Annotated in this window: 19 protein-coding genes; 5 read left to right on the forward strand and 14 right to left on the reverse strand. The window is 71.2% G+C overall.

What is annotated here, in order from left to right; all coding sequences use genetic code 11:
• The first annotated feature begins 34 nt into the window (after positions 1–34).
• Both ABZU76_RS25385 and ABZU76_RS25390 read left to right on the forward strand, forming a co-directional pair.
• A complete protein-coding gene (locus tag ABZU76_RS25385) occupies positions 35–814 on the forward strand; it encodes a DUF4064 domain-containing protein (protein WP_354873719.1) in 780 nt (259 codons plus the stop codon).
• 81 nt (positions 815–895) lie between these two features.
• Positions 896–2509: a succinic semialdehyde dehydrogenase gene (locus ABZU76_RS25390; RefSeq protein WP_354873721.1), complete on the forward strand. Its 1614-nt coding sequence runs from the start codon at positions 896–898 to the stop codon at positions 2507–2509.
• Here ABZU76_RS25390 and ABZU76_RS25395 read toward each other — a convergent pair whose 3' ends face one another.
• The 7 genes from ABZU76_RS25395 to pyk form a co-directional block, all read right to left on the reverse strand.
• Positions 2510–3451: an amidohydrolase family protein gene (locus tag ABZU76_RS25395; RefSeq protein ID WP_354873723.1), complete on the reverse strand. Its 942-nt coding sequence runs from the start codon at positions 3449–3451 to the stop codon at positions 2510–2512.
• A gap of 157 nt (positions 3452–3608) precedes the next feature.
• Complete coding sequence (locus tag ABZU76_RS25400; RefSeq protein ID WP_354873725.1) at positions 3609–6629, reverse strand: AAA family ATPase; 3021 nt, start codon at positions 6627–6629, stop codon at positions 3609–3611.
• A 71-nt stretch (positions 6630–6700) separates the two neighbouring features.
• Positions 6701–6910, reverse strand: coding sequence for a hypothetical protein (locus ABZU76_RS25405; protein WP_220238185.1), 210 nt, complete (start codon positions 6908–6910; stop codon positions 6701–6703).
• A 172-nt stretch (positions 6911–7082) separates the two neighbouring features.
• Positions 7083–7292, reverse strand: coding sequence for a DUF397 domain-containing protein (locus ABZU76_RS25410; RefSeq protein WP_220247492.1), 210 nt, complete (start codon positions 7290–7292; stop codon positions 7083–7085).
• A 13-nt stretch (positions 7293–7305) separates the two neighbouring features.
• Positions 7306–8208 (reverse strand): helix-turn-helix transcriptional regulator, encoded by a 903-nt coding sequence (locus ABZU76_RS25415; protein WP_354873727.1) that lies wholly within the window; start codon positions 8206–8208, stop codon positions 7306–7308.
• Between the two features lie 502 nt (positions 8209–8710).
• Positions 8711–9607, reverse strand: a complete 897-nt coding sequence (locus ABZU76_RS25420) for an acyl-CoA thioesterase II (RefSeq protein ID WP_220238183.1) — start codon at positions 9605–9607, stop codon at positions 8711–8713.
• A 36-nt stretch (positions 9608–9643) separates the two neighbouring features.
• The gene (gene pyk / locus ABZU76_RS25425) at positions 9644–11068 is read right to left on the reverse strand and encodes a pyruvate kinase (RefSeq protein WP_354873730.1); all 1425 of its coding nucleotides are present in this window, start codon (positions 11066–11068) and stop codon (positions 9644–9646) included.
• Positions 11069–11168: 100 nt separating this feature from the next.
• Between pyk and ABZU76_RS25430 the strand changes: the two genes are divergently transcribed.
• Positions 11169–12293, forward strand: a complete 1125-nt coding sequence (locus ABZU76_RS25430) for a hypothetical protein (protein ID WP_354873732.1) — start codon at positions 11169–11171, stop codon at positions 12291–12293.
• 5 nt (positions 12294–12298) lie between these two features.
• Here the strand turns inward: ABZU76_RS25430 and ABZU76_RS25435 are convergent, their stop codons facing one another.
• From ABZU76_RS25435 to ABZU76_RS25445, 3 genes are all read right to left on the reverse strand, one after another.
• Positions 12299–12964 (reverse strand): DUF2461 domain-containing protein, encoded by a 666-nt coding sequence (locus ABZU76_RS25435; RefSeq protein WP_354873734.1) that lies wholly within the window; start codon positions 12962–12964, stop codon positions 12299–12301.
• Between the two features lie 156 nt (positions 12965–13120).
• Entirely contained in the window at positions 13121–14353 is a 1233-nt protein-coding gene (locus ABZU76_RS25440; protein ID WP_354873736.1) for a glycoside hydrolase family 18 protein, read from the reverse strand.
• 272 nt (positions 14354–14625) lie between these two features.
• Entirely contained in the window at positions 14626–14967 is a 342-nt protein-coding gene (locus ABZU76_RS25445) for a helix-turn-helix domain-containing protein (protein WP_354873738.1), read from the reverse strand.
• Between the two features lie 70 nt (positions 14968–15037).
• Here ABZU76_RS25445 and ABZU76_RS25450 point away from each other — a divergent pair, with 70 nt between their 5' ends.
• Positions 15038–15808, forward strand: a complete 771-nt coding sequence (locus tag ABZU76_RS25450) for an antibiotic biosynthesis monooxygenase (protein WP_354873740.1) — start codon at positions 15038–15040, stop codon at positions 15806–15808.
• Between the two features lie 106 nt (positions 15809–15914).
• On the opposite strand, the gene ABZU76_RS25455 is transcribed toward ABZU76_RS25450, so the two are convergent.
• A complete protein-coding gene (locus ABZU76_RS25455) occupies positions 15915–16940 on the reverse strand; it encodes a 6-phosphofructokinase (RefSeq protein WP_354873742.1) in 1026 nt (341 codons plus the stop codon).
• 293 nt (positions 16941–17233) lie between these two features.
• On the opposite strand from ABZU76_RS25455, the gene ABZU76_RS25460 reads away from it, so the two are divergent.
• Complete coding sequence (locus ABZU76_RS25460; protein ID WP_354873744.1) at positions 17234–18325, forward strand: 3-deoxy-7-phosphoheptulonate synthase; 1092 nt, start codon at positions 17234–17236, stop codon at positions 18323–18325.
• A gap of 9 nt (positions 18326–18334) precedes the next feature.
• On the opposite strand, the gene ABZU76_RS25465 is transcribed toward ABZU76_RS25460, so the two are convergent.
• Genes ABZU76_RS25465 through ABZU76_RS25475 form a run of 3 tightly spaced genes read right to left on the reverse strand, consistent with a single transcriptional unit; the run spans position 18335 to position 20594 of the window.
• Positions 18335–19306 carry a S41 family peptidase gene (locus ABZU76_RS25465; protein WP_354873746.1) on the reverse strand — a complete coding sequence of 324 codons (972 nt, stop codon included), beginning with the start codon at positions 19304–19306 and terminating at the stop codon, positions 18335–18337.
• A gap of 20 nt (positions 19307–19326) precedes the next feature.
• Positions 19327–19815 carry a polyadenylate-specific 3'-exoribonuclease AS gene (locus tag ABZU76_RS25470; RefSeq protein ID WP_354873748.1) on the reverse strand — a complete coding sequence of 163 codons (489 nt, stop codon included), beginning with the start codon at positions 19813–19815 and terminating at the stop codon, positions 19327–19329.
• A 17-nt stretch (positions 19816–19832) separates the two neighbouring features.
• Positions 19833–20594, reverse strand: coding sequence for a lysophospholipid acyltransferase family protein (locus ABZU76_RS25475; RefSeq protein ID WP_354873787.1), 762 nt, complete (start codon positions 20592–20594; stop codon positions 19833–19835).
• Positions 20595–20704 lie beyond the last annotated feature (110 nt).

Raw genomic sequence — 20704 nt, forward strand, 5'->3', positions numbered from 1 at the left:
GCAGATGCCCTTTGAGCAGGCGAAGGAGCCCCCGATGACCAGCGTGCCGCAGTACCCGCCGCCACCCGTCGCCGAGCCGGGCGCGGTCTCGCGACTGCTCGCCGGGATCCTCGGAGTGTTCTCGGCCGCGCTCACGGTGGCGGGCACGTTCCTGCCGGCGGCGGCGTCCAGCGTGACGGTGAACGGCCAGTTGCAGAGCTCGTTCTCCGTCAGCGCGTGGGCCCGGGACGTCGAAACGGCTCCACAGTCGGAGCAGGACCTGTTCGGGGCCAGCCACGTCGCGCGGTTCGGCATCCCGATCACGGTGGCGGCCGTGGTGCTGCTCATCGGCGCCGTGCTCGTGTTCACCCGCGCCCGCGCCGCCGCTCGAATCTTGCTGATCGCCGGCAGCGCGGGCCTGGTCGCGGCGGTGTGGACCATGGGCGTGGACGTGTCGGCCAGCCTCAGCTTCGAGCAGCGAACCTCCGTCGTCGTCGCCCACTACACCACCGGCACCGGGTTCTGGGTGATGCTCGGCGGTGCCGTGATCGCCGTGCTAGTGCTGGCGCTCGCCGCGTTCGGCGGCGGCCGCTGGACCGCGCCGTGGACACCGCAGCCGTACTACTACCCGCCGGTGAACGACGAACCGGTGATCTACTCGCTCACCGACCCGGCACCCGCGCAGTCCTGGGCCGAGCCGCCCGCGCAGGGCGAACTTCCACCGGAATCCGAGCCCGGCGAGGAGCCGACTTCCCCGCCGTTCCCGCCGCAGGACGTTCAGCCCGCGCCGGGCGTCGAGCCGCCGGGCAAGCACCGCGACGACTACGATATGTGAATCTTATTCAGATTTTCCGCTCGACCGCCGTACCGTCGGTATGCTGTACTCGTCGGTAACACCGGTCTGAACGGAGACGGCATGACCAGCACGACACCGGCGAACCTCAGCGGCGAGACGGCCCTGCCCGCGACGATCGGGGGTGTCGCGGGAGCGCCGACGGCGGCGCGCGCGGCCCGGCTCGTCGCCCGCGTGACCGGCGGTGCGGACTCCGCGCCGATCCGCATGACGGCGCCGTTCACCGGGCTGCCGATCACCACCATTCCCCAGGCCACCGACTCCGACGTGCGCGCGGCCTTCGCGACCGCGCGCACGGCCCTGCACGAGTGGGCGGCCCGGCCGGTCGCGCAGCGCCAGCGGTTCCTCGTGCGCCTGCACGACCTGATCCTCGCCCGCCAGGCAGAAGCGCTCGACCTCGTCCAGGTGGAGGCCGGCAAGGCGCGGCTCGACGCGTTCGACGAGGTGAGCGCGGCCGCGCTGGTGGCGGCCTACTACGGCAAGCACAGCGCGAAGATCCTGGCGCCGAAGCGCGCGGCCGGGGTGATCCCGGTGCTGACGAAGGCGGGCGAGCTGCGCCACCCCAAGGGTGTCGTCGGCATCATCTCGCCCTGGAACTACCCGGTCGCGCTCACCGCGATGGACGTGTTCCCGGCGCTCGCGGCGGGCAACGCCGTGGTGCAGAAGCCGGACAACCAGACGGCGCTTTCCGCGTTGTGGCTGCAGGAGCTCGCGTCCGAAGCGGGGCTGCCGGACGGGCTGTGGCAGGTGGTGCTCGGCCGCGGCTCGCAGGTCGGCCCGGCGCTGCTCGAAGAGTGCGACTACCTCTGTTTCACCGGTTCCACGCCGACCGGCAAGGACCTGGCGACGCAGATCGCGGCCCGGCTCACCAGCTACTCGCTCGAGCTCGGCGGCAAGAACCCGATGATCGTGCTGCCGGACGCCGACGTCGCCAAGGCCGCGACGGGCGCGGTCACCGCGTGCTTCTCCTCCGCCGGGCAGCTGTGCGTCTCGGTGGAGCGGATCTACGTGCACGAAAGCGTCCGCGACGAGTTCACCCGCGCCTTCGTGGCGCGCACGACCGCGCTGAAGCTCGGCGGTGAGCTGGGCTTCGGGCCGCAGATGGGGTCGTTGACGTCGCCGAGCCAGCTCGAAACCGTGTCGGCACACGTCGAGGACGCGCGAGCCAAGGGCGCGCGCGTGCTCACCGGCGGGCGGGCGCGGGCGGACCTCGGTCCGCTGTTCTACGAGCCGACCGTGCTCACCGACGTCACGCCGGACATGGTGCCGTTCGCCCAGGAGACGTTCGGGCCGGTGGTGTCGATCTACGGCTACACCGACGTCACCGATGCCATCGAGCGCGCCAACGACACCGCCTTCGGCCTCAACGCCAGCGTCTGGTCGCGCAACGGCCGCGCAGGCTGGGAGGTCGCGGCCCGGCTGAAGGCCGGGACGGTGAACGTCAACGAGGGCTACGCGGCGACGTTCGGCAGCGTCGGCGTGCCGATGGGCGGGATGAAGGACTCCGGCGTCGGCCGCCGCAACGGAGTCGAGGGGTTGCTGAAGTACACGGAGGCGCAGTCGATCGCCGTGCAGCGCGGGCTGGCCTTGCGGCCGCCGCGCCGGGTGCCGGGCGGGGTGTGGGCGCGGCTGATGACGTCGAGCATGAAGCTGCTGCGGCACCTGCCCTGGCGGTGATCAGCCGAGGCCGAGGAGCTCCACGGCCGTGCGGTCGAGGATCGCGGCGATGTCATCCGAGGGCAGGCCGGAGCGTTCGACGTAGGTCACGGCCTCGGTGAACCCGTCGCCCTTCTGGTATGGGAAGTCGGTGCCGAGCACCAGGCGGTCGGCGCCGAGCGTTTCGGCCGCGAGGCGCAGCGCCGGCACGTGGTTGTGCCCGACGGTGTCGTAGAAGATCCGGCGCGCGGCGAGGCTCGGCTTTTCCGGGGTTTCCGGTGCCTCCCAAGGGTTCTGGCGGTCGATGCGGGGCAACAGCATCGGCAACGCGCCGCCGAGGTGGGGCAGGATGATCTTCATCCGCGGGAAACGGCTCGGGATCCCGGCGACGATCAGGTGCAGCACGGCGACGGTGTCCTCGATCGGCGCGCCGATCTGCCACGTGAGCTCCGGCCCGATCAGCGGCGACTCGGCGCCGACACCGGCGGGGTGCACGAACAGGACGCTGCCGCGCCGGTCGAGCTCTTCGTAGACGGGCAGGAACGCCGGGTCGCCGAGCGTGCGGCCCAGCACCGACGTGGTCACGGCGGCGCCCAGGAAACCCAGCTCGTCGAGCGCGCGGGTGAGCTCGCCGAGCGCCGCGCCGGTGTGCGGAAGCGGCAGGGAGGCGAACGCTTTGAACCGATCGGGGTGCTGCCGGACGAGCTCGGCGTAGTCATCGTTGACGAACCGCGCCGCCGCCACGGCGGCCTTCTCGTCTTCGAAGTGCGGCGGCGCGGGCGTGGTCGACAGCACCTGAAGGTCGATGCCCGCCGTCGCCATCTGCTCGAACCGCGAATCGAGCTCCGCCGCGGTCGCCCCCGCACCAAGCCGGCCCTGCGCGGTCGCCTTCTCGTTGCCCGAGCGGGACAACAGGTCCAGGTACGCCTCGCTCCACAGGTGAGCGTGCACGTCGACGCGCATCCCCGGCTCCTCCCGACGTGGTTAGCATGCTATTTGATCACCAGTCAACCACTGCCGGACGAGTTCGGCACGCGGCGGGTCCCGGCGCGCAGTCGGCGACCGAAGCTCGCAGCAGACAATCACCGCGAACCGGCAAACCGTCCGGGCGCAGCCGGCGTCAGTCTTTCGTGGCCGGGGTCGTGAGCAGGCCGCGGTCGTAGGCGATGGCGACGGCTTCGGCGCGGCGGCTGGCGCCCAGCTTGGCCATGACGCGGGAGAGGTGGACGGAGACCGTCTTCTCGCTGATGTAGAGCTCCTCCCCCACCTGGCGGTTGGTGCGGCCGAGGGCGACGCGTTCGAGGACGTCGCGTTCGCGGTCGGTGAGGGGGTTGGGGCGGGTGGGCGCGGTGACGGCCGGGGTGACGCCGGGCAGGTCGGTGCGGGCGCGGTGGGCCAGGTCGCGCACGGCGTCGCGCAGGGGTAGTGCGCCGAGGGCGGACGCGACGGTGTGGGCGGAAGTCAGGGCGTCTTCGGCGGGCCGGCCGTGGGCGAGCAGGGCCTGGGCCTCGAAGTGGCGGCACATGGCCTGCTCGTAGACCGCGCCGTAGTCGTAGGCCGTGGCGGCGGCGGACCACAGCGCCGGGTCGGCGGGGCCTTCGAGGCCGGACGCTGCGGCTTCCAGGCGGGCGAGCCAGGCGTGGCCTTCGGGACCGAGGGTGCCGGAGCGCGGGCTGCCCTCGACGGCGGTGCGCCGGCCGTGCTCCAGCAGGCGGCGGCCGACGGACACCAGGTTCTCGGCGGTGCGCTGGTCGCCGTGCAGGCGGGCGTCGGCGGCGAGGGCGGCGACCGAGGTCATGCCCAGCGCGACGATCCGGATGCCGCCCAGCAGCCAGGGCTCGATCTTCTCCAGCCACGCCACCAGTTCCTCGGTGACACGCACGGCTTCGGTGTGATCGCCGCGCCAGGTCGCGAGCTCGATGGCCGCGTCGCCCGCCGAGAGGGCGATCTGGATGTCGGCCGCCCACTGCTGGCGCAGCCCGGGCAGGAGGCGCGCGGCGTCGTCGAACCGGCCGCGCGCGACGAGGAACAGCACCCAGTTGGCGAGGATCCGGGCGGCGACCGCGCTCGACACCCCGCGCGCCGCGCGCCCGGCCGCGTCCTCCGCGGGCCAGTCGCCGCTGAGGTAACGCAGGTAGAGCTGCCGCGCGCGCAGCTCGAGCCCGAACGAGCTCCACGTGAGCCCCGATTCTTCCGCGCGCGCCACCCCGTTGGTCACGTGCGTGAGGGCTTCGGCCATCTCGGCCTGGTCGTCGTAGCTCAGGGCGAGGAAGTACAGGCCGCGCAGCTCGACGTTGAGGGCCTCGGAGTCGCGCGCCTTGCGGATGCCCTGGCGCAGCCGTTCCCGCGCGAGCGCCGCGTCGCCCGCCGAGTCGGCCAGCGTGCCCAGCGTGATGAGCCCCGACGCCTCGGCTCCGACCGCGCCGACGGCTCGCGCGTCGGACACCGACGTGAGCGCGTTGTCCAGCGCCTCGCCCGGCTGGTCGAGCAGCCGCAGGAACCCCGCGCGCGTGGCGAGCACCCACGCCCGCGTGGCGCTCGGCTCGCTGTCCTTCACCAGCTCCCACGCCCGGTCGACGGCCAGCGTCGCCTCGTCGAGCGTGCCTTCAAGCGCCAGCAACGCTTCGGCCAGCCGGCGCCACACCTTGGCCGACCTCAGCGTCGGGGTGTCGGGCCCGAGCAGCTCCGTGGCCGAGCGCGCGTAGGCCGCCGCCCGCTCCGGCTCCCCCGACGTGCCCGCGAAGTACGAAGCCTCGTGAAGCAGCTTCAGCTCGTCGACGCCCTCGGGCCGGTCCGCGACGGCCACCGCGTCCCAGATGGACAGTGCCTGTTCGGCGTGCCGCAGGGCCGCCCCCGGTGCGCCCAGCTTCTCCGCCTCCGCCATCGCGCTCAGCAGCGCGGGCAGCGCCGTGACGAAGTCGCGGCTTTCAAGACTGTGGAACGCCAGCTTGGCGTCGTGCCCGCGCCCCTGCGGGATCGCGCGGATGCGGGCCGCGTACGCCGCGTGCGTGCGGTTGCGCTCCCCCGGCAGCAGATCCGCGTACACCGCTTCCTGCAGCAACGCGTGGCGGAACACATACGAGCCGTCCTCGATCACGAGCACGTGGTGCTGCACGGCCTCGCGCAGCGCCTCGTCGAGCTCCAGCTCGCCGATGGCCGCGATCTCCGCCAGCGCCGCGTGCGACACCGGTTCGTTGGCCACGGAGATCACCCGCAGCACGCGCCGCGTCTCCGCGGGGAACCGTTCGAGCCGGGCGAGCAGCACCTCGGCGAGCCCGGCGGGCAGGTCCCGGCAGTCGGCGTCCGTGGCCAGCAGCTCTTCCACGAAGAACGGGTTGCCCTCCGACCGCGCGACGATGTCGGCCACCACGTCGGCCGGCAGCGGCTCGTCGGCCAGCGCCTCCACGAACGCCCGCGCCTCGGCGGGCCCGAACGGCGCCAGCGCGACCTGCTCCACCGTGGCCAGGCGCACCAGCTCCGACAGCAGCCCTCGCAGCGGATGGCGCCGGTGCACGTCTTCTTCGCGGTAGCTGCCCACGACCAGCAGCCGCTGCGCGCGCAACCTGCTGGCCAGGAAGGACAGCAGGTTGCGCGTCGAAGAGTCGGCCCAGTGCAGGTCCTCGAGCAGGATCACCACCGGCCGCGACTCGGCGACCTCGGTCAGCACCCCCAGTACCGCATCGAACAGCTGGAGCTGACCCAGGTCCTGTTCCGGTCGCGGCCGGCGCATGACCTCGCGCTCGCTGGCCGACACCTGGCCGTGTTCCCCCGGTCCCATCGGCTGGGGCTCCCCGCTCTGCGGCAGCAGCCGCGCGAGCGCCGGCCGCGACCGCACCGCGGCGGCGACCACCGGATCCCCCGACGAGCCCAGCGGCGCCAGCGCCTCCGCGAACGGCAGGTACGGCAGACCGCCGTCGCGCACGTCGATGCACCGGCCGGTGAGCACCAGCGCACCGTTCGCCGCGACGTGCTCACCGAGCGCGGTGAGCAGCCGGGTCTTGCCGACGCCCGCGTCGCCCGCGATCAGCACGGCGCCGGCCTCGCGCCGCTCCGCGCGAGCGAAGGCGGCGCGAAGCCGCCGCATCTCGTGAGTGCGGGCGACCAGCGGGATTCCGGAGCCTAAGCGGGGCACGAGGAGCATTCTGTCCTACCCCACCGACAGTTCCGCCATGCTTTTCGCCGAGGGCGTGACACCCTCGGCGAACCGGTCGTTCACCGCGCCAGGTGATCGGCGCGGGAGGCCACCTGCGCAGCCGTGCGGCGTTCCTGCGCCGGCACGGTCACGCTGGTCACCCGGTGGGCCCGCAGCCACCGCACGACGCGGCTCTGCTTGGTCATCCGCGCGTCGCGCCCGGCCTTCCGCAGCTGCTCCTCGCGGTAGGCCACCTCGGCGCTCATCGCGTCCAGGAGCTGGTAACTCATCGCTTCTTCCCCATCCTCTGCGAGTGCCTTCTTCCGTGACACTCACAGTCGTCCTGAGGCAGGGCCGCCGGCATCGGGCGATCACCCCGTCCTGGACGCCAAACGACCCCTTACCCGAGACGCCGACCGGCGAAGAGCAGGTCGGCGGGGTAAGGGGTCGCCGGGTGGAACGTCAGTCGCGGGCCTGGCCGCCGGCGCGCACCGCCGCCAGCAGCCCCCGCCAACCCGAAGCGGGGAGGCGGAAAGCACCCCCTTCGGGGTCCTTCGAGTCGCGCACCGCGGCGTCGCCGCCGACGAAGGCGATCTCGACGCAGTCGTTGCCGCCGCCGCTGTGGCTGCTCTTGCGCCAGGTGGCCCGGGAAAGATCCGCGTCCGGCATCATGTTCCCCACTTCCTCACTGTGTCCTCGGTTCCAGGTGGTGCACTGCAGCCGGCGCGGTTGACCGTTCGGCGAACCGGCCGGCCGCCTCGGTGATCAAGTCGACCGAGTCGTCCGGTTTCAGTGCGGCAGCGCGCAGGTGGTCGAACATCAGCGCGTAGCGCCGGACGTCTTCGGGTTGTTCGAGGTACAGGCCGCTGGAGGTGCTGTCGTCGACGTAGACGACGTCGGGGTCGGCCTGCTCGGGGAACCCCATGATGAGGAACGGACCTTCCATGCCGGGGTGCGCACCGGCGCCGAAGGGGACCACCTGGACGGTCACGTTGGGCTTCTCGGCGACCGCGGCCATGCGGTAGAGCTGCTCGGCCATCACCTCGGAGCTGTCGACCACGCGGTGCAGCACGGCCTCGTCGACCACCGCCCAGTACTCCGGCGGCGGCGTGTCGCTCAGCAGCTCCTGGCGAGCCATGCGCGCGGCCACGCGACGCCGGATCGCGGCGTCCTCGGCGTCGGGCCGCAGCGCTCTTATCACGGCGTGGGCGTAGCGCTCGGTCTGCAGCAGGCCCGGCACGAGCAGCGCCTGGAACGCGCGCAGCGAGGTCGCGTCGGCCTCCAGGCCCACGAACGTGCCGGTGAACACCTCGTTGTACGCGTGCCACCAGCCGCGTTTGCGCGCCTCGCGGGCCAGCTGGACGAGCGCCTCCTGCTCGTCGCCGGTGATCCCGTAGAGCGCCAGCATGTCCCGGGCGTCGCGCGGGGTGACGCCGACGTGCCCGGTCTCGATGCGGCTCACCTTCGAGGCGGAGCACTCGAGCTTCTCGCCCACCTCGTCGATGGTGAAGTCGGCGGCTTCCCGGAGCCGCCTCAGCTCGCTCGCGAGCCTCCGGCGGCGAACGGTGGGTCCCTGGCCTCTCGCCACGACAGCACCTCCGGATCGTCTTACACGGTGGGCGCACCGTAGACCAACACTGACCAACGCTGCCCGCACCGCATATCTAACCAGCCGTCCGACTAGTCAGTGGGGTATTAACACTTCGGAATTCCCGCCTTCGCGGCGGGGCTCCGCCCTGCAATTTGCAGATTGCGCTTGTACTCTGACACCCGTGTGAGCCGGAACCGGTCACGCCGTGCCGGTCGAGCCGGCCGTCATGATCGGTTCGGGTTCCTGAGCAGCGTAGACGACGACCAGCCGGAAACTGACACCGAGTGCGCGGGCGTTTCCGGCGGAAGGTGTCCGGGGCCGCCCCCCGACCGGTCCCGGGCACCTTCACCTTCGGTTGTCAGTTGTTGGCAGACCATCCGAGGCACACTCCGGCGATTACCCGGCTACGCATTTCGCATTTACCGCCACCCGGAAGTGTGGTTGATTCCGTACACCGCACGCATCGACACACTCTCAGTAGAACCGGATTCGACCGTCCTCACAGGACGCGCAGCAGTCCTTCCTGGACGACCGTGGCGATATGCGTGCCGTCCTGCGCGAAGAAGCGGCCCGTGGCCAGCCCGCGCGCGCCCGACGCGCTCGGCGAAGTGCTGTCGTAGAGGAACCACTCGTCGGCGCGGAAGGGCCGGTGGAACCACAGCGCGTGGTCCAGGCTCGCGCCGAGGACCTTGTCGACGTCCCAGTACACGCCGTGGCGCGCGAGGATCGAGTCGAGCAAGGTCATGTCGGAGGCGTAGGTGAGCACGCAGACGTGCAGCAGCTGGTCGGCGGGCAGCGTGCCGTCGGCGCGCATCCACACGCGGTTGCTCGCCGGTCGCTCGCCGGTGGCGCGCGTGATCCACGGCGGTTCGCCGACGTAGCGCACGTCGATGGGACGCGGGCGCTCGGTGAAGCGCAGGCCGAAGCCGGCCGTGCGCTCCTGGAACGTCGGCAGCGTCTCGGGGTCGGGCACGTCGGGCATCGGCTCGCCGTGCTCGAGGCCCTGCTCGTCCTTCTGGAACGAGGCGGACAACGCGAAGATCGCCTTGCCGTGCTGGATGGCCGTGACGCGGCGCGTGGTGAACGAGCGGCCGTCGCGGATGCGGTCCACCTCGTAGAGGATCGGCACGCTCGGGTCGCCGCCGCGGATGAAGTAGGCGTGCAGCGAGTGCACGCGCCGGTCCTCGGGCACGGTACGCCCGGCCGCTACCAGGGCCTGCCCGGCGACCTGGCCGCCGAAGACGCGGACCGGGGAGTGCGCGGGCGAAACCCCGCGGTAGAAGTCCTCCTCCACCTTCTCCAGGTCGAGGAGATCGACGAGCCGGTCGAGCACCGCCTGCCCGCCGCCGGCGGCCTCGTCGAGCCCGGCGGCGGCGGTCCTGGCGATATCGGTCATGCCCGAACCCTATTCGGTCGGCATGAACCTCGTCCCTTATGCGTGGTCGTCTTCACCGAGGCGGTGCACGTGGATCAGGTTCGTGGAGCCGACGGTCCCGGGCGGGGAGCCGGCCACGATCACCACGAGGTCGCCGCGCTGGTACTTGCCCATCTGCAGCATCGCGTGGTCGACCTGCTGGATCATCTGGTCGGTGGAGTCGACCCGCGGCACGATCGTGGTCACCGTGCCCCACGTCATCGACAGCTGGCTGCGCACGCAGTCCTCCGGCGTGAACGCCATCAGCGGCAGCCGCGTGTGCAGGCGGGCCAGGCGGCGCACGGTGTCGCCGGACTGGGTGAACGCGACGAGCGCCTTGGCGTTGAGCCGCTCGCCGATGTCGCGGGCGGCGTAGGAGATCACGCCGCGCTTGGTGCGCGGGACGTGCGTGAGCGGCGGGACGACCGGCGAGTCGGTCTCGACCGCCTCGACGATGCGGCCCATCGTCTGCACCGTCTCGATCGGGTAGCGCCCGACGCTGGTCTCGCCCGAGAGCATCACGGCGTCGGTGCCGTCGAGCACCGCGTTGGCCACGTCGGAGGCCTCGGCGCGAGTCGGCCGGGAGTTGTTGATCATCGACTCGAGCATCTGCGTCGCGACGATGACCGGCTTCGCGTTCTCGCGGCAGATCTGGATGGCGCGCTTCTGGACCAGCGGCACCTGCTCCAGCGGCAGCTCGACGCCGAGGTCGCCGCGGGCGACCATCACCGCGTCGAAGGCCAGCACGATCGCCTCGAGGTTGTAGACGGCCTCGGGCTTCTCGATCTTCGCGACGACCGGCAGCCGGCCCTTGCCGACGCGGTCCATGACCTGGTGCACCAGGTCGATGTCGGCCGGCGAGCGCACGAAGGACAGCGCGATGAAGTCGACGCCCAGGTGCAGCGCGAACTCGAGGTCCTCGATGTCCTTCTCGCTCAGCGCCGGGACGGAGACGTCCATGCCCGGGAGCGAGACGCCCTTGTTGTTGCTGACGGGGCCGCCTTCGGTGACCTCGCAGACCACGTCCTGGCCCTCGACGCCCGTGACCACGAGGCCGACCTTGCCGTCGTCCACCAGGAGGCGGTCGCCCGGCTTGGCGTCCTTCGCGAGGCCCTTGTAGGTGGTCGAGACACGGTCGTGCGTGCCCACCACGTCCTCGACGGTGATGCGGACGACGTCGCCCGTGTGCCACTCGGCCGAGCCGCTGGCGAAGGTGCCCAGACGGATCTTCGGACCCTGGAGGTCGCCGAGAATGCCCACCGCCCGGCCACTCTCGGCCGCAGCGGCCCGGACCAGGTCGTAGACCTGCTTGTGGTCGCTGTGGCTTCCGTGGCTGAAGTTCATCCTCGCGACGTCCATTCCGGCGTCGACGAGTGCCCGCATCTTCTCCGGAGTGGAGGTCGCGGGACCCAGCGTACAAACGATCTTCGCGCGTCGGCTCACGTTCGATGACAGTAGTCGCTCATCCCCCTCACGTCTGTACCGATACCGAAAGTTCGGAGGAAGTGTTCAGAAACCATTCAGATGACTAACCTCCGTAAGTATGACGGCGGTTCGGCGGCTCGCGCTCGTGCTCGCGGCGTTCGCCCTGGTCGGGGCGTGTTCCGCGCCGCCGCAGCCACCGTGGCGGCTCGTTGACCTGCCCGTTTCCGGTACGCGCGTACTGGGATTCGTCCCGGCTTCATCGGGAATCGTCATGACCGGCTCGGTGCCGGAACCCGCCGGACGGGCCCCCGCGGCGTGGTTCGGCGGTCGGTCGGGGGCGCCGTGGACGCCGGTGCCGGTCCACCCGGCGACGGGCTACGGGCGGCAGGCGGAGCTGACACTGCCGGCCGCGTCGGGTTCCCGGCTGCTCGCGCTGGGCTCCGCGTACGGCGGCGCGCACGCCAACCCGCGCCCGACGATCTGGACGGGATCGGTGGCCGGCGGGCTGACGGAGCACGAACAGCCGGTGGAGCTTCTCGGTGGCGAGCGGGCGGTGACCACGTCCGGGTCCGTGGCCGGTCCGGCGGGGTACGTGCTGACGGGTCAGTGGGACCACCGGGCCGGCGGCGTCGGCGCGGCGGTCTGGACCTCGGCGGACGGCTCTTCGTGGGCGTTGCGCGAGGACCCGGCGCTGCTCAGCACCGCCGGCGACCAGACCCGCATGCTGGCCGCGGCGGGCGGCGGGCCGGGTTATGTTGCCGTCGGCGACGCGCGGGCGGGGCTCTCCGTGCGGCCGGTGGCCTGGACGTCGGCCGACGGTTCGGCGTGGACGCGGGTTTCGATGCCGTCCCCGGCCGGCTCGGCCACGGCATGGCGCGTGACGTGCTCGGCCTCGGACTGCGCGGCCGTCGGCGCGACCAGTGAACAGCGCCTGACCTGCTGGCAGTCGAGTCCTTCGAGTCCTTCATGGACGGCGTCCGCCGGCGGCCCGGTGATCCCCGCGTCGCAGCTGCTGGAGGTGACCGGCCTGACGCTCGACTCGTCGGGCCGGCTCGACGTGGCGGTCAAGGTCGACGGCCGGCCGCGGCTCTGGCGCGTCGGGCAGCGGTGCGAGGACTTCGCGGAACTGCCGCTGCCCGAGGTGGCCAAGTCGCTGGCGTTGATCGCGGACGGCCCCGACCTGCTCTTGTCCACGACCACGGATTCGGGGAGCAGGGTCTGGCATTACCCGCTCCCCCGCTGACGGCCCTAGCGGCGCGGCTGTTCGCTCGACCCGACGTGGTCGCGCGCCCACTCGTTGAAGGCGCGCAGCTGGCGCCAGGACTTGCGGACGCGGTCGAAGGCCTCGCGCTCGTGGAGGAAGTCGGCGGGTTCCCACGAGCGGGCGGCGTAGACGGATCGGTAGCGCAGCAGGTCGAGGCGCGGGTGGTCCTCGGCGAAGCCACGGGGACGGGACTTGAGGCGGTCACCATGGATGTCGAAGCCTGCGCGCTTCAGCTTGGCCAGGATCTGTTCCAGCACGGGGCCGTGCAACTCGGTGTCGACGGCCGTGCGGAAGCGCGCGATCTGGTCGGACGCGAGGTGGAAACAGCCGCCGCCCACCCGCAGGCCGCCGGGGCTCAGCTCGACGTAGTAGGCGCCGCCGCCGCGGCCCGCCTCGATGACGCCGCCGCAGTGTGTCTTGTACGGGGTCTTGTCCTTCGCGAAGCGCACGTCGCGGTAAGGCCGGAACACCTTGCCCTCGCCGAAACCCTCGCCGAACTCCGGCTCCAGTTCCTTGAGCAGCGCCTCCATCGGCTCGCGCACGTCGGACTTGTAGGTCGCGACGTGTTCGTCCCAGTAGGACTTGGAGTTGTCGGCCTCGAGCCCGTCGTAGAAATCGACGGCGTACTCACCGAATCCCGTGAACTTCACGCCGAGCACGATAATCCGCGCCACCGACAGTTTCTCCGCCGGACGCTTCTTCGCCGAACGCGGGAGACCCCGCCGGAGCGGATCCGGCGGGGTCGGTGTGCCTGGGGACCCGGTGCGGCCGGCGCGCCCCTGCGCCGCCGGCCGCACCGGAAGCGGTCACTTCGCGACGGCTGTCATCAGCTCGCCGTTGGACGTGTCGCCGGACAGCTCCCACACCATGGCGCCGCCGAGGCCCTGCTGCTTGGCGTAGCCGATCTTGCTGCCGATGGTGCTCGGGGTGTCGTAGCTCCACCAGTTCGAACCGCACTTCGCGTACGCCGTGCCGGCGACAGTGCCGGTCGACGGGCAGCTCGACTTCAGGATCTTGTAGTCCTCGATGCCCTGCTCGTACTTGCCGGGCGCCGGGCCCGTGGCGGAACCGCCGGGCGCGCTCTGCGTGACGCCGGTCCAGCCGCGGCCGTAGAACCCGATGCCCAGCAACAGCTTCGACGCGGGCACGCCCTTGCTCTTGAGCTTCTGGATGGCCGCGTCGGAGTAGAAGCCGGCGGTGGGGATGCCGGCGTACGAGGTCAGCGGCGAGTGCGGAGCCGTCGGGCCCTGCGCCGCGAACGCGCCGAAGTAGTCGTAGGTCATCACGTTGTACCAGTTCACGTACTGCGCGGCGCCCGCGTAGTCGGCGGCGTCGATCTTGCCGCCGTTGGTCCCGTCGGCGGTGATCGCCGCCGTGACGAGCTTCGACGAGCCGAACTTGGCGCGCACGGCCGCCATCAGGTTCTTGAACGCCGCCGCGCCGCTGGTGTCGCAGCTCAGGCCACAGGCGTTGGGGTACTCCCAGTCGAGGTCGATGCCGTCGAACAGGCCGGCCCAGCGCGGGTCGTTCACGAGGTTGTAGCAGGAGTTCGCGAACGCGGCGGGGTTCTTCGCGGCCTGGCCGAAGCCGCCCGACCAGCTCCAGCCGCCGAACGACCAGATCACCTTGAGGCCGGGGTGCTTGGCCTTCAGCTTCTTCAGCTGGTTGAAGCTGCCCGCCAGCGGCTGGTCCCAGGTGTCGGCGACGCCGTCGACGCTGCCCGCCGCGTCGTAGGTCTTCTGGTAGTCCGCGTAGGCGTCGCCGATGGCGCAGCCGCCGTTGGTGACGTTGCCGAACGCGTAGTTGATGTGGGTGAGCTTCGCGGCGGAGCCGGAGGTCTCGATGTTCTTCACGTGGTAGTTGCGGTCGTACACACCCCAGTCGGTGAAGTAGCCGACCACCTTCCCGACCGAAGCCTGCGGGGCGGCGGCCGACTCTGTGGCCGCCGTGGACACGGGCGCGGCCACGGCCGCTGCGGCGAGTGCGGCGCTGGCCAGGCTGACGAGCGCCAAGAAGCTCTTCCTGCGCGGACGGGGCATGCCGGCTCCCTTCGGGGAGTCACACCAGGTGACCGAACGGGGACAGTGGGGACTCTCACACCGTAAGTGGACTAGACCATTTGGTCAATGGTCCAGTCCAGGGAATCAACCGGACAATTCGGTCGCTTGATGTCGATCACCCGCGGGGCGAGGTCGGCCTGGTCACGGTGCGCCGGAGCGGTCCCGGATGGCCCAAGGCGCTCTGGGCCTCGCGGCGCTCGCCGCTCGTGCCGAGGCTCGGCACGGCCGTGCGGCGCACCGGGCCCGAGGCGTCAGGCAGGTGTCTCGAACGTGATCCCCGTGGCCGCCGCGCGGCGTTCGCCCCAGGCGTACAGGGCGGTCAGCGCCGGCCCGAGGGCTTCGCCGTCCGGGGTGAGGCGGTATTCGACGCGGGGGACGCGGCCGTCGAGGGCTTGGCGGTGGACGAGGCCGTCGGTGGTCAGCTCGCGCAGCTGCTGGGTGAGCATCTTTTCGCTGATACCCGGCATGAGGCGGCGCAATTCGCCGTAGCGGTGCACGCCCTCTTTGAGGTGCGCGAGGATCACCGGCTTCCACCGGCCGCCGATGACGTCGACGGTGAGCTCCACCGGGCACCAGTACCGCCTGCCCGCCATCACGGCCTCCTCGCTACGCACCGAAAAGTAAGTGGTTGCCCGGCCGGGCCGGGTGCGCTCTGCTGGCCTGATGATTGTGGAATACCTGCGCTACACCATCCCGGCCGACCGCGCGGCCGCGTTCGAGGCCGCGTACGCCGAGGCTTCCGGCTCGCTCGCGAAGGCACCCGAGTGCGTCGGCTACGACCTCAGCCGCTGCGCCGAAGACCCTACGTGCTATGTGCTCGCGATCCGTTGGACCTCGGCCGAGGCACACCTCGAGGGTTTCCGCCGCGGCCCGCATTTCCCGCCGTTCTTCGCGGCGATCCGCGACTACGTCGGCGACCTCGACGAGATGCGCCACTACGAGCCGACAGCCGTCACCGGCAAGGGCGGCGCCCGGCCGCCGACGCTGTACGACTGGGCCGGCGGCGGCCCCGCGCTCCGGCGCCTGACCGAGGTCTTCTACCGCCACGTGCCCGAAGACCCGCTGCTGGAACCCGTGTTCCGCGGCATGGACGCCCACCATGCCGAGCACGTCGCGGTCTGGCTCGGCGAGGTACTCGGCGGCCCGGCGGACTACACCGCCCACCACGGCGGGCACCCGCACATGATCGGCCGGCACCTCGGCCGCGGGATCACCGAGGAGCAGCGCCGCCGGTGGGTATCGCTGCTGCTCGACGCCGCCGACGAGACCGGCCTGCCCGCCGACCCGGAGTTCCGCGCCGCGTTCGCCGGGTACCTGGAGTGGGGCAGTCGGCTGGCCGTGCTGTTCTCGGCGCCCGGAGCCGAACCGGCCACGGACGAACCGGTGCCGCACTGGGACTGGACGATGCCGCCGTGGCAGGCGCCCGCCTCCTAGGCGTCGTACGAGCGCCCGATAGCCGCCGGTCCGCCACACACTGTCCACAGTGGATCCGGTCCCCCGCGCGCCGGGTGGGGCCGGCCCCACCCGGCGCGGAAGAAACTCAGCCGAAGAAGACTTCGGCCTCTTCGTAACGCTCCAGCGGCACCGTCTTCAGCTCGGCGGTCGCCTCCGACAGCTTCACGCGCACGATGTCGGTGCCCTTCAGCGCCACCATCACGCCGAAGTCGCCGTCGGCCACCGCGTCCACGGCGTGCAGGCCGAAGCGGGTGGCGAGCACGCGGTCGTAGGCGGTCGGGGTGCCGCCGCGCTGCACGTGGCCGAGCACGACCGCGCGCGACTCCTTGCCGGTGCGGTGCGCGATCTCGTCGGCCAGCCAGGTGCCGATGCCGCCGAGGCGGACGTGCCCGAAGGCATCCTTCTCGCCCGCGACCAGCTTCTCCTCGCCGCCCTCGGGCAGCGCGCCCTCGGCGACGACGATGATCGGCGCGTACTCGTTCTCGAAGCGGCGCTCGACCCACTCCACGACCTGGTCGACGGAGAAGTGGCGCTCCGGCACCAGGATCACGCTCGCGCCGCCGGCCAGGCCGGAGTGCAGGGCGATCCAGCCGGCGTGGCGGCCCATGACCTCCACGACCAGCGCGCGGTGGTGCGACTCGGCCGTGGTGTGCAGCCGGTCGATCGCCTCGGTCGCGATGGAGACGGCGGTGTCGAAGCCGAACGTGTAGTCGGTGGCGCCCAGGTCGTTGTCGATCGTCTTGGGCACGCCGACGACGCCGATGCCGTCGTCGGTCAGGCGCTTCGCGACGCCGAGGGTGTCCTCGCCGCCGATCGCGATCAGCGCGTCGATCTCCTGCTCGGCGAGCACGGCCTTGATCTTGTCGACGCCGCCCTCGACCTTGTACGGGTTGGTCCGCGACGAGCGCAGGATCGTGCCGCCGCGCGTGAGGATGTCCTCGACGTCGCGCAGGCCGAGCGGCTTGCTCTCGCCCGTGAGCGGCCCCTGCCACCCGTTGCGGAAGCCGGTGAACTCCCAGCCGTGCACCTCGATGCCCTTGCGGACCACCGCGCGGATCACCGCGTTCAGGCCCGGGCAGTCACCGCCACCCGTCAGCACACCGACACGCATCTCTTTCCTCCGTCTTCGTCACGTTGGAGATCGCAGTCACATTTCGACGCCAGAGTAGCGGCAATCGTCTGGATCGGTGCAGGGCGTACCACCTGGCCAATCGGTCCTCGTGCCCACACGGTGGCCGCGTGTGCTAGCTTGATCGGCGTGCAGCGCTATTTCTGGTTTACGAAGCCGGCCCCGGGTGGGTGCGGCCGCGTGAACCTGCGCTGACTTCCCACCCCCGAGCCGGATTCGAAACCGGCTCGGCGAGTTCCCGCGGGTCGGTGTCCACCAGGAAGGAACCACCCGCCGTGACCACCCCGCAGCTGACCGCCGGGCCCGCCGACGCGAGCACCCTCGACAACCAGCGCACCACGTCGATCAGCCCGCTGATCTCCCCCGCCTTACTGCGCGAAGACCATCCCGTGGACGCCGCCGTGGCGAAGGTCGTGCACGCCGGCCGCACCGAGACCGTCGACATCCTCGACGGCCGCGACGACCGCCTCGCCGTGGTCGTGGGTCCGTGCTCGGTCCACGACCCCGAAGCAGCGATCGAGTACGCCCACAAGCTGGCCGCCAAGGCCGACGAGCTGCGCGGCGACCTGCACATCGTGATGCGCGTGTACTTCGAGAAGCCGCGCACCACGCTGGGCTGGAAGGGCCTGATCAACGACCCCGACCTCGACGGCACCTTCGCCGTGAACAAGGGCCTGCGCCTGGCCCGCAAGCTGCTGCTCGACGTGTCGGCGCTCGGCCTGCCGGTGGGCTGTGAGTTCCTGGACCCGATCACGCCGCAGTTCATCGCCGACATCGTCACGTGGGGCTCGATCGGCGCGCGCACAGCCGCGAGCCAGGTGCACCGCCAGATGTGCAGCGCGCTGTCGATGCCGGTGGGCATCAAGAACTCGGTGGAGGGCGACATCCAGGTAGCGGTGGACGCCACGCGCGCGGCCGCCGCGTCGCACGTGTTCCCGGGCATCAACGTCGACGGCCTCGCGGCGCTGCTGACCACCTCGGGCAACCCCGACTGCCACGTGATCCTGCGCGGCAGCTCGCAGGGCCCGAACTACGACGCCGCCTCGGTGACCGAGACGCTCGGCCGGCTCGCCAAGTCGGGCCTGCCGGAGCGCGTGATCATCGACGCGAGCCACGGCAACAGCAACAAGGACCACGTTCGCTCCCGCGAGGTCGTGCTGGAGCTGGCCTCGCGGATTGCTGCGGGTGAGCGCGGGATCGTCGGGCTGATGATGGAGAGCTTCCTGGCGGCGGGCGCCCAGAAGCTGGTGCTGGGGCAAGCTTCGGAGCTCACTTACGGGCAGTCGATCACGGACGCGTGCCTGGACTGGGACACGACGGCGGATCTGCTGGACACGCTGGCGGGTGCGGTGCGGGCGCGTCGCTGAGCGGTTCGGTCAGCGGGTACAGCCGGGCGGGGTGTGCAGCCACGCTGACGCGGCCGCGATCACCTCGTCGGTGGTCGCGGCCGCGGGCAGTGGGTGGTCGGGGGCGATCGGAATGTTGCCGTAGACGCGGCCGGTCCGGTCGACGTCGCGCGCGGTCGTGATCACCAGTTCGGCGCCGTCGCTCAGGTGGAAGACCTCGTTGCCGGTCGCGAAGCCCGCGGTGGGCTGGCCGAAGGTTCGGGCGCGAGCGAGCCCGCGGAACGCGATGAGGGTCGCCTCGCCTGAGCTGGCGGTATGGGCAGAGGAGAGGACGGCGACCGGCGGCCGCTGGCGGGCCAGCCGCATCGGGTTGGCTTCAGCCGCAACGGGTGTGCCGCCGGCCAGGACCTCGCCGGCCCACAAGGTCACGCTCTGCGAGCCACCAGGCCATTCGAACGAGAACAGCTTGCCTTCGTCCAGCAGCGGCGCGAGGACCGTGAGCATGGGGAACATGTCCCCACCGTCGTTGCGGCGGAGGTCCACGATCCAGCCGCACGGACGGCTCGCGTCAGCAGAGCGGAGTGCGGCTTCCCCTGCGGCGATGTACCGGTGCTCGGCGGCCGGGTCCAAAACGAACCGGGGAACAGTCAGCACTGCCAGGTCGCCGGTGGTCGAGCTGCTCGGCACCTCGATGGTCTGCGCGGCGGGCGGGCGGGCCTGCGTCGGGCTGAGCAGGATCGTGTGCGGGTTGCCCAGCTCGGCGATCACGTTGCGGATCGCCGAGTACGTGCCCGCCGGCGCGGTCACCCCGGCGATTTCGCGCAGGGCCTCGGCCTCGGCGGCCGGCCAGTCGACGGTGTCCCGGTCGATCGAGTGCGCGCGAAGCAAGGCGAGAGCGTTCAGCAGATAATCGCGCGCCGGATCCGAACCAGGTGCCGCGGCGGCTGTGACCAGGCCACCGACGAGAACCACCACCGCCAGCCACGACAAAACACGGCGCACCCCAGCCCCCAGAAAAACCCTCAGCGGCGCCGGAACGCCGGTTCGATCACTTCCCAGCGTTGCAGGTTGTGTTTCGCGTCGGCAAGCGCATCGTGCTGGTCCGTGGGCGCCAGGGGCAGCTTCGGCTTCCCCGCGTCTTCCCAGCGTTGGCGCAGGTCGCGCGTGAAGCGGGGCAGCTGGCGCGGCAACGCGGGCATCGGGCCCCACAGTTGGGCCAGCGCGACGTGGTCGTAGGCCGCGAACCAGGCCCACAGCTCGATGCCGCCCGGGGGCTTGCCGAAGAACTCCAGCAGGTCGGTACGAATCTTCTCGCGGCTGCGCCAGGCCCGGTCCGCGGGCGAGGGCAGCTTCGGCAGCACGTTGTCGCGCACCCACGGACCCGCCTTGGCGGGGTCGAAGTCGGTCGACACGGCGTAGAACTCGCGGCCGCGCTCGTCGACGACACCGATCGAAACCAGGTCGATCGTCACGCCGTCCTCGATGAACTCGGTGTCGTAGAAGAAACGCACCGGTGAACCCTAGTGGGCTAGCCGACTTTGCTGTCGGGCACCCGGTCGGCGTCGCGACCCGAAGGCTGTGCGGGGACCTTCGGCTTGGCGCCGGACGCCTCGGCGGCGAGCAGCTCCTTGGCCTTCGCCGCGTAGATGTCCACGTACTCCTGGCCCGAGAGCTCCATCAGGGCGTACATGATCTCGTCGGTGATCGAGCGCTCGATGAAGCGGTCGCCGGCCAGGCCGTCGTAGCGGGAGAAGTCGAGCGGGGCGCCGAAGCGGATCTCGAGGCGGCGCGGCCACCACATCTTGGAGCCGATGGGGTTGACCTTCTCCGTGCCGATCATGGCAACGGGCACGACCACGCCCTTCGACTCCAGGGCAATGCGGGCGACGCCGGTCTTGCCCTTGTAGAGGCGGCCGTCGGGCGAGCGCGTGCCCTCGGGGTAGATGCCGAGCAGGTGGCCCTGCTTCACGAGCCGGATGGCGGTGTCGAGCGCGGCCTGCGCCGCGTTGCCGCTGGAGCGGTCGATGGGGAACTGCCCGACGCCGGTGAAGAACCACTTCTTGAGCAGGCCCTTGAGGCCCGGCTCGGTGAAATACTCCGACTTCGCCGGGAACGTGACCTTGCGTTTCACGCGGATCGGCATGAAGAACGAGTCGGCGACCGCCAGGTGGTTGCCGGCGAGGATCGCGCCGCCGTCCTCCGGGATGTTCTCGGCGCCGACGACTTTCGTCGGCCACAGCAACTTGAGCAGTGGTCCGATGAAGACGAACTTCATGAGCCAGTACAGCACCGCGCGCCAGTCCTTCCCTAGGCTCAACGATCGTTCCCAATGGTCAAGCCTACGAAACCCGACGGTGTGCGCACAATGCGGGACGAGCCGCTACTGGGTGGCAGCGATCG

Origin of the sequence: Amycolatopsis sp. NPDC005232, assembly GCF_040607795.1 — a bacterium.
Lineage (GTDB): Bacteria > Actinomycetota > Actinomycetes > Mycobacteriales > Pseudonocardiaceae > Amycolatopsis.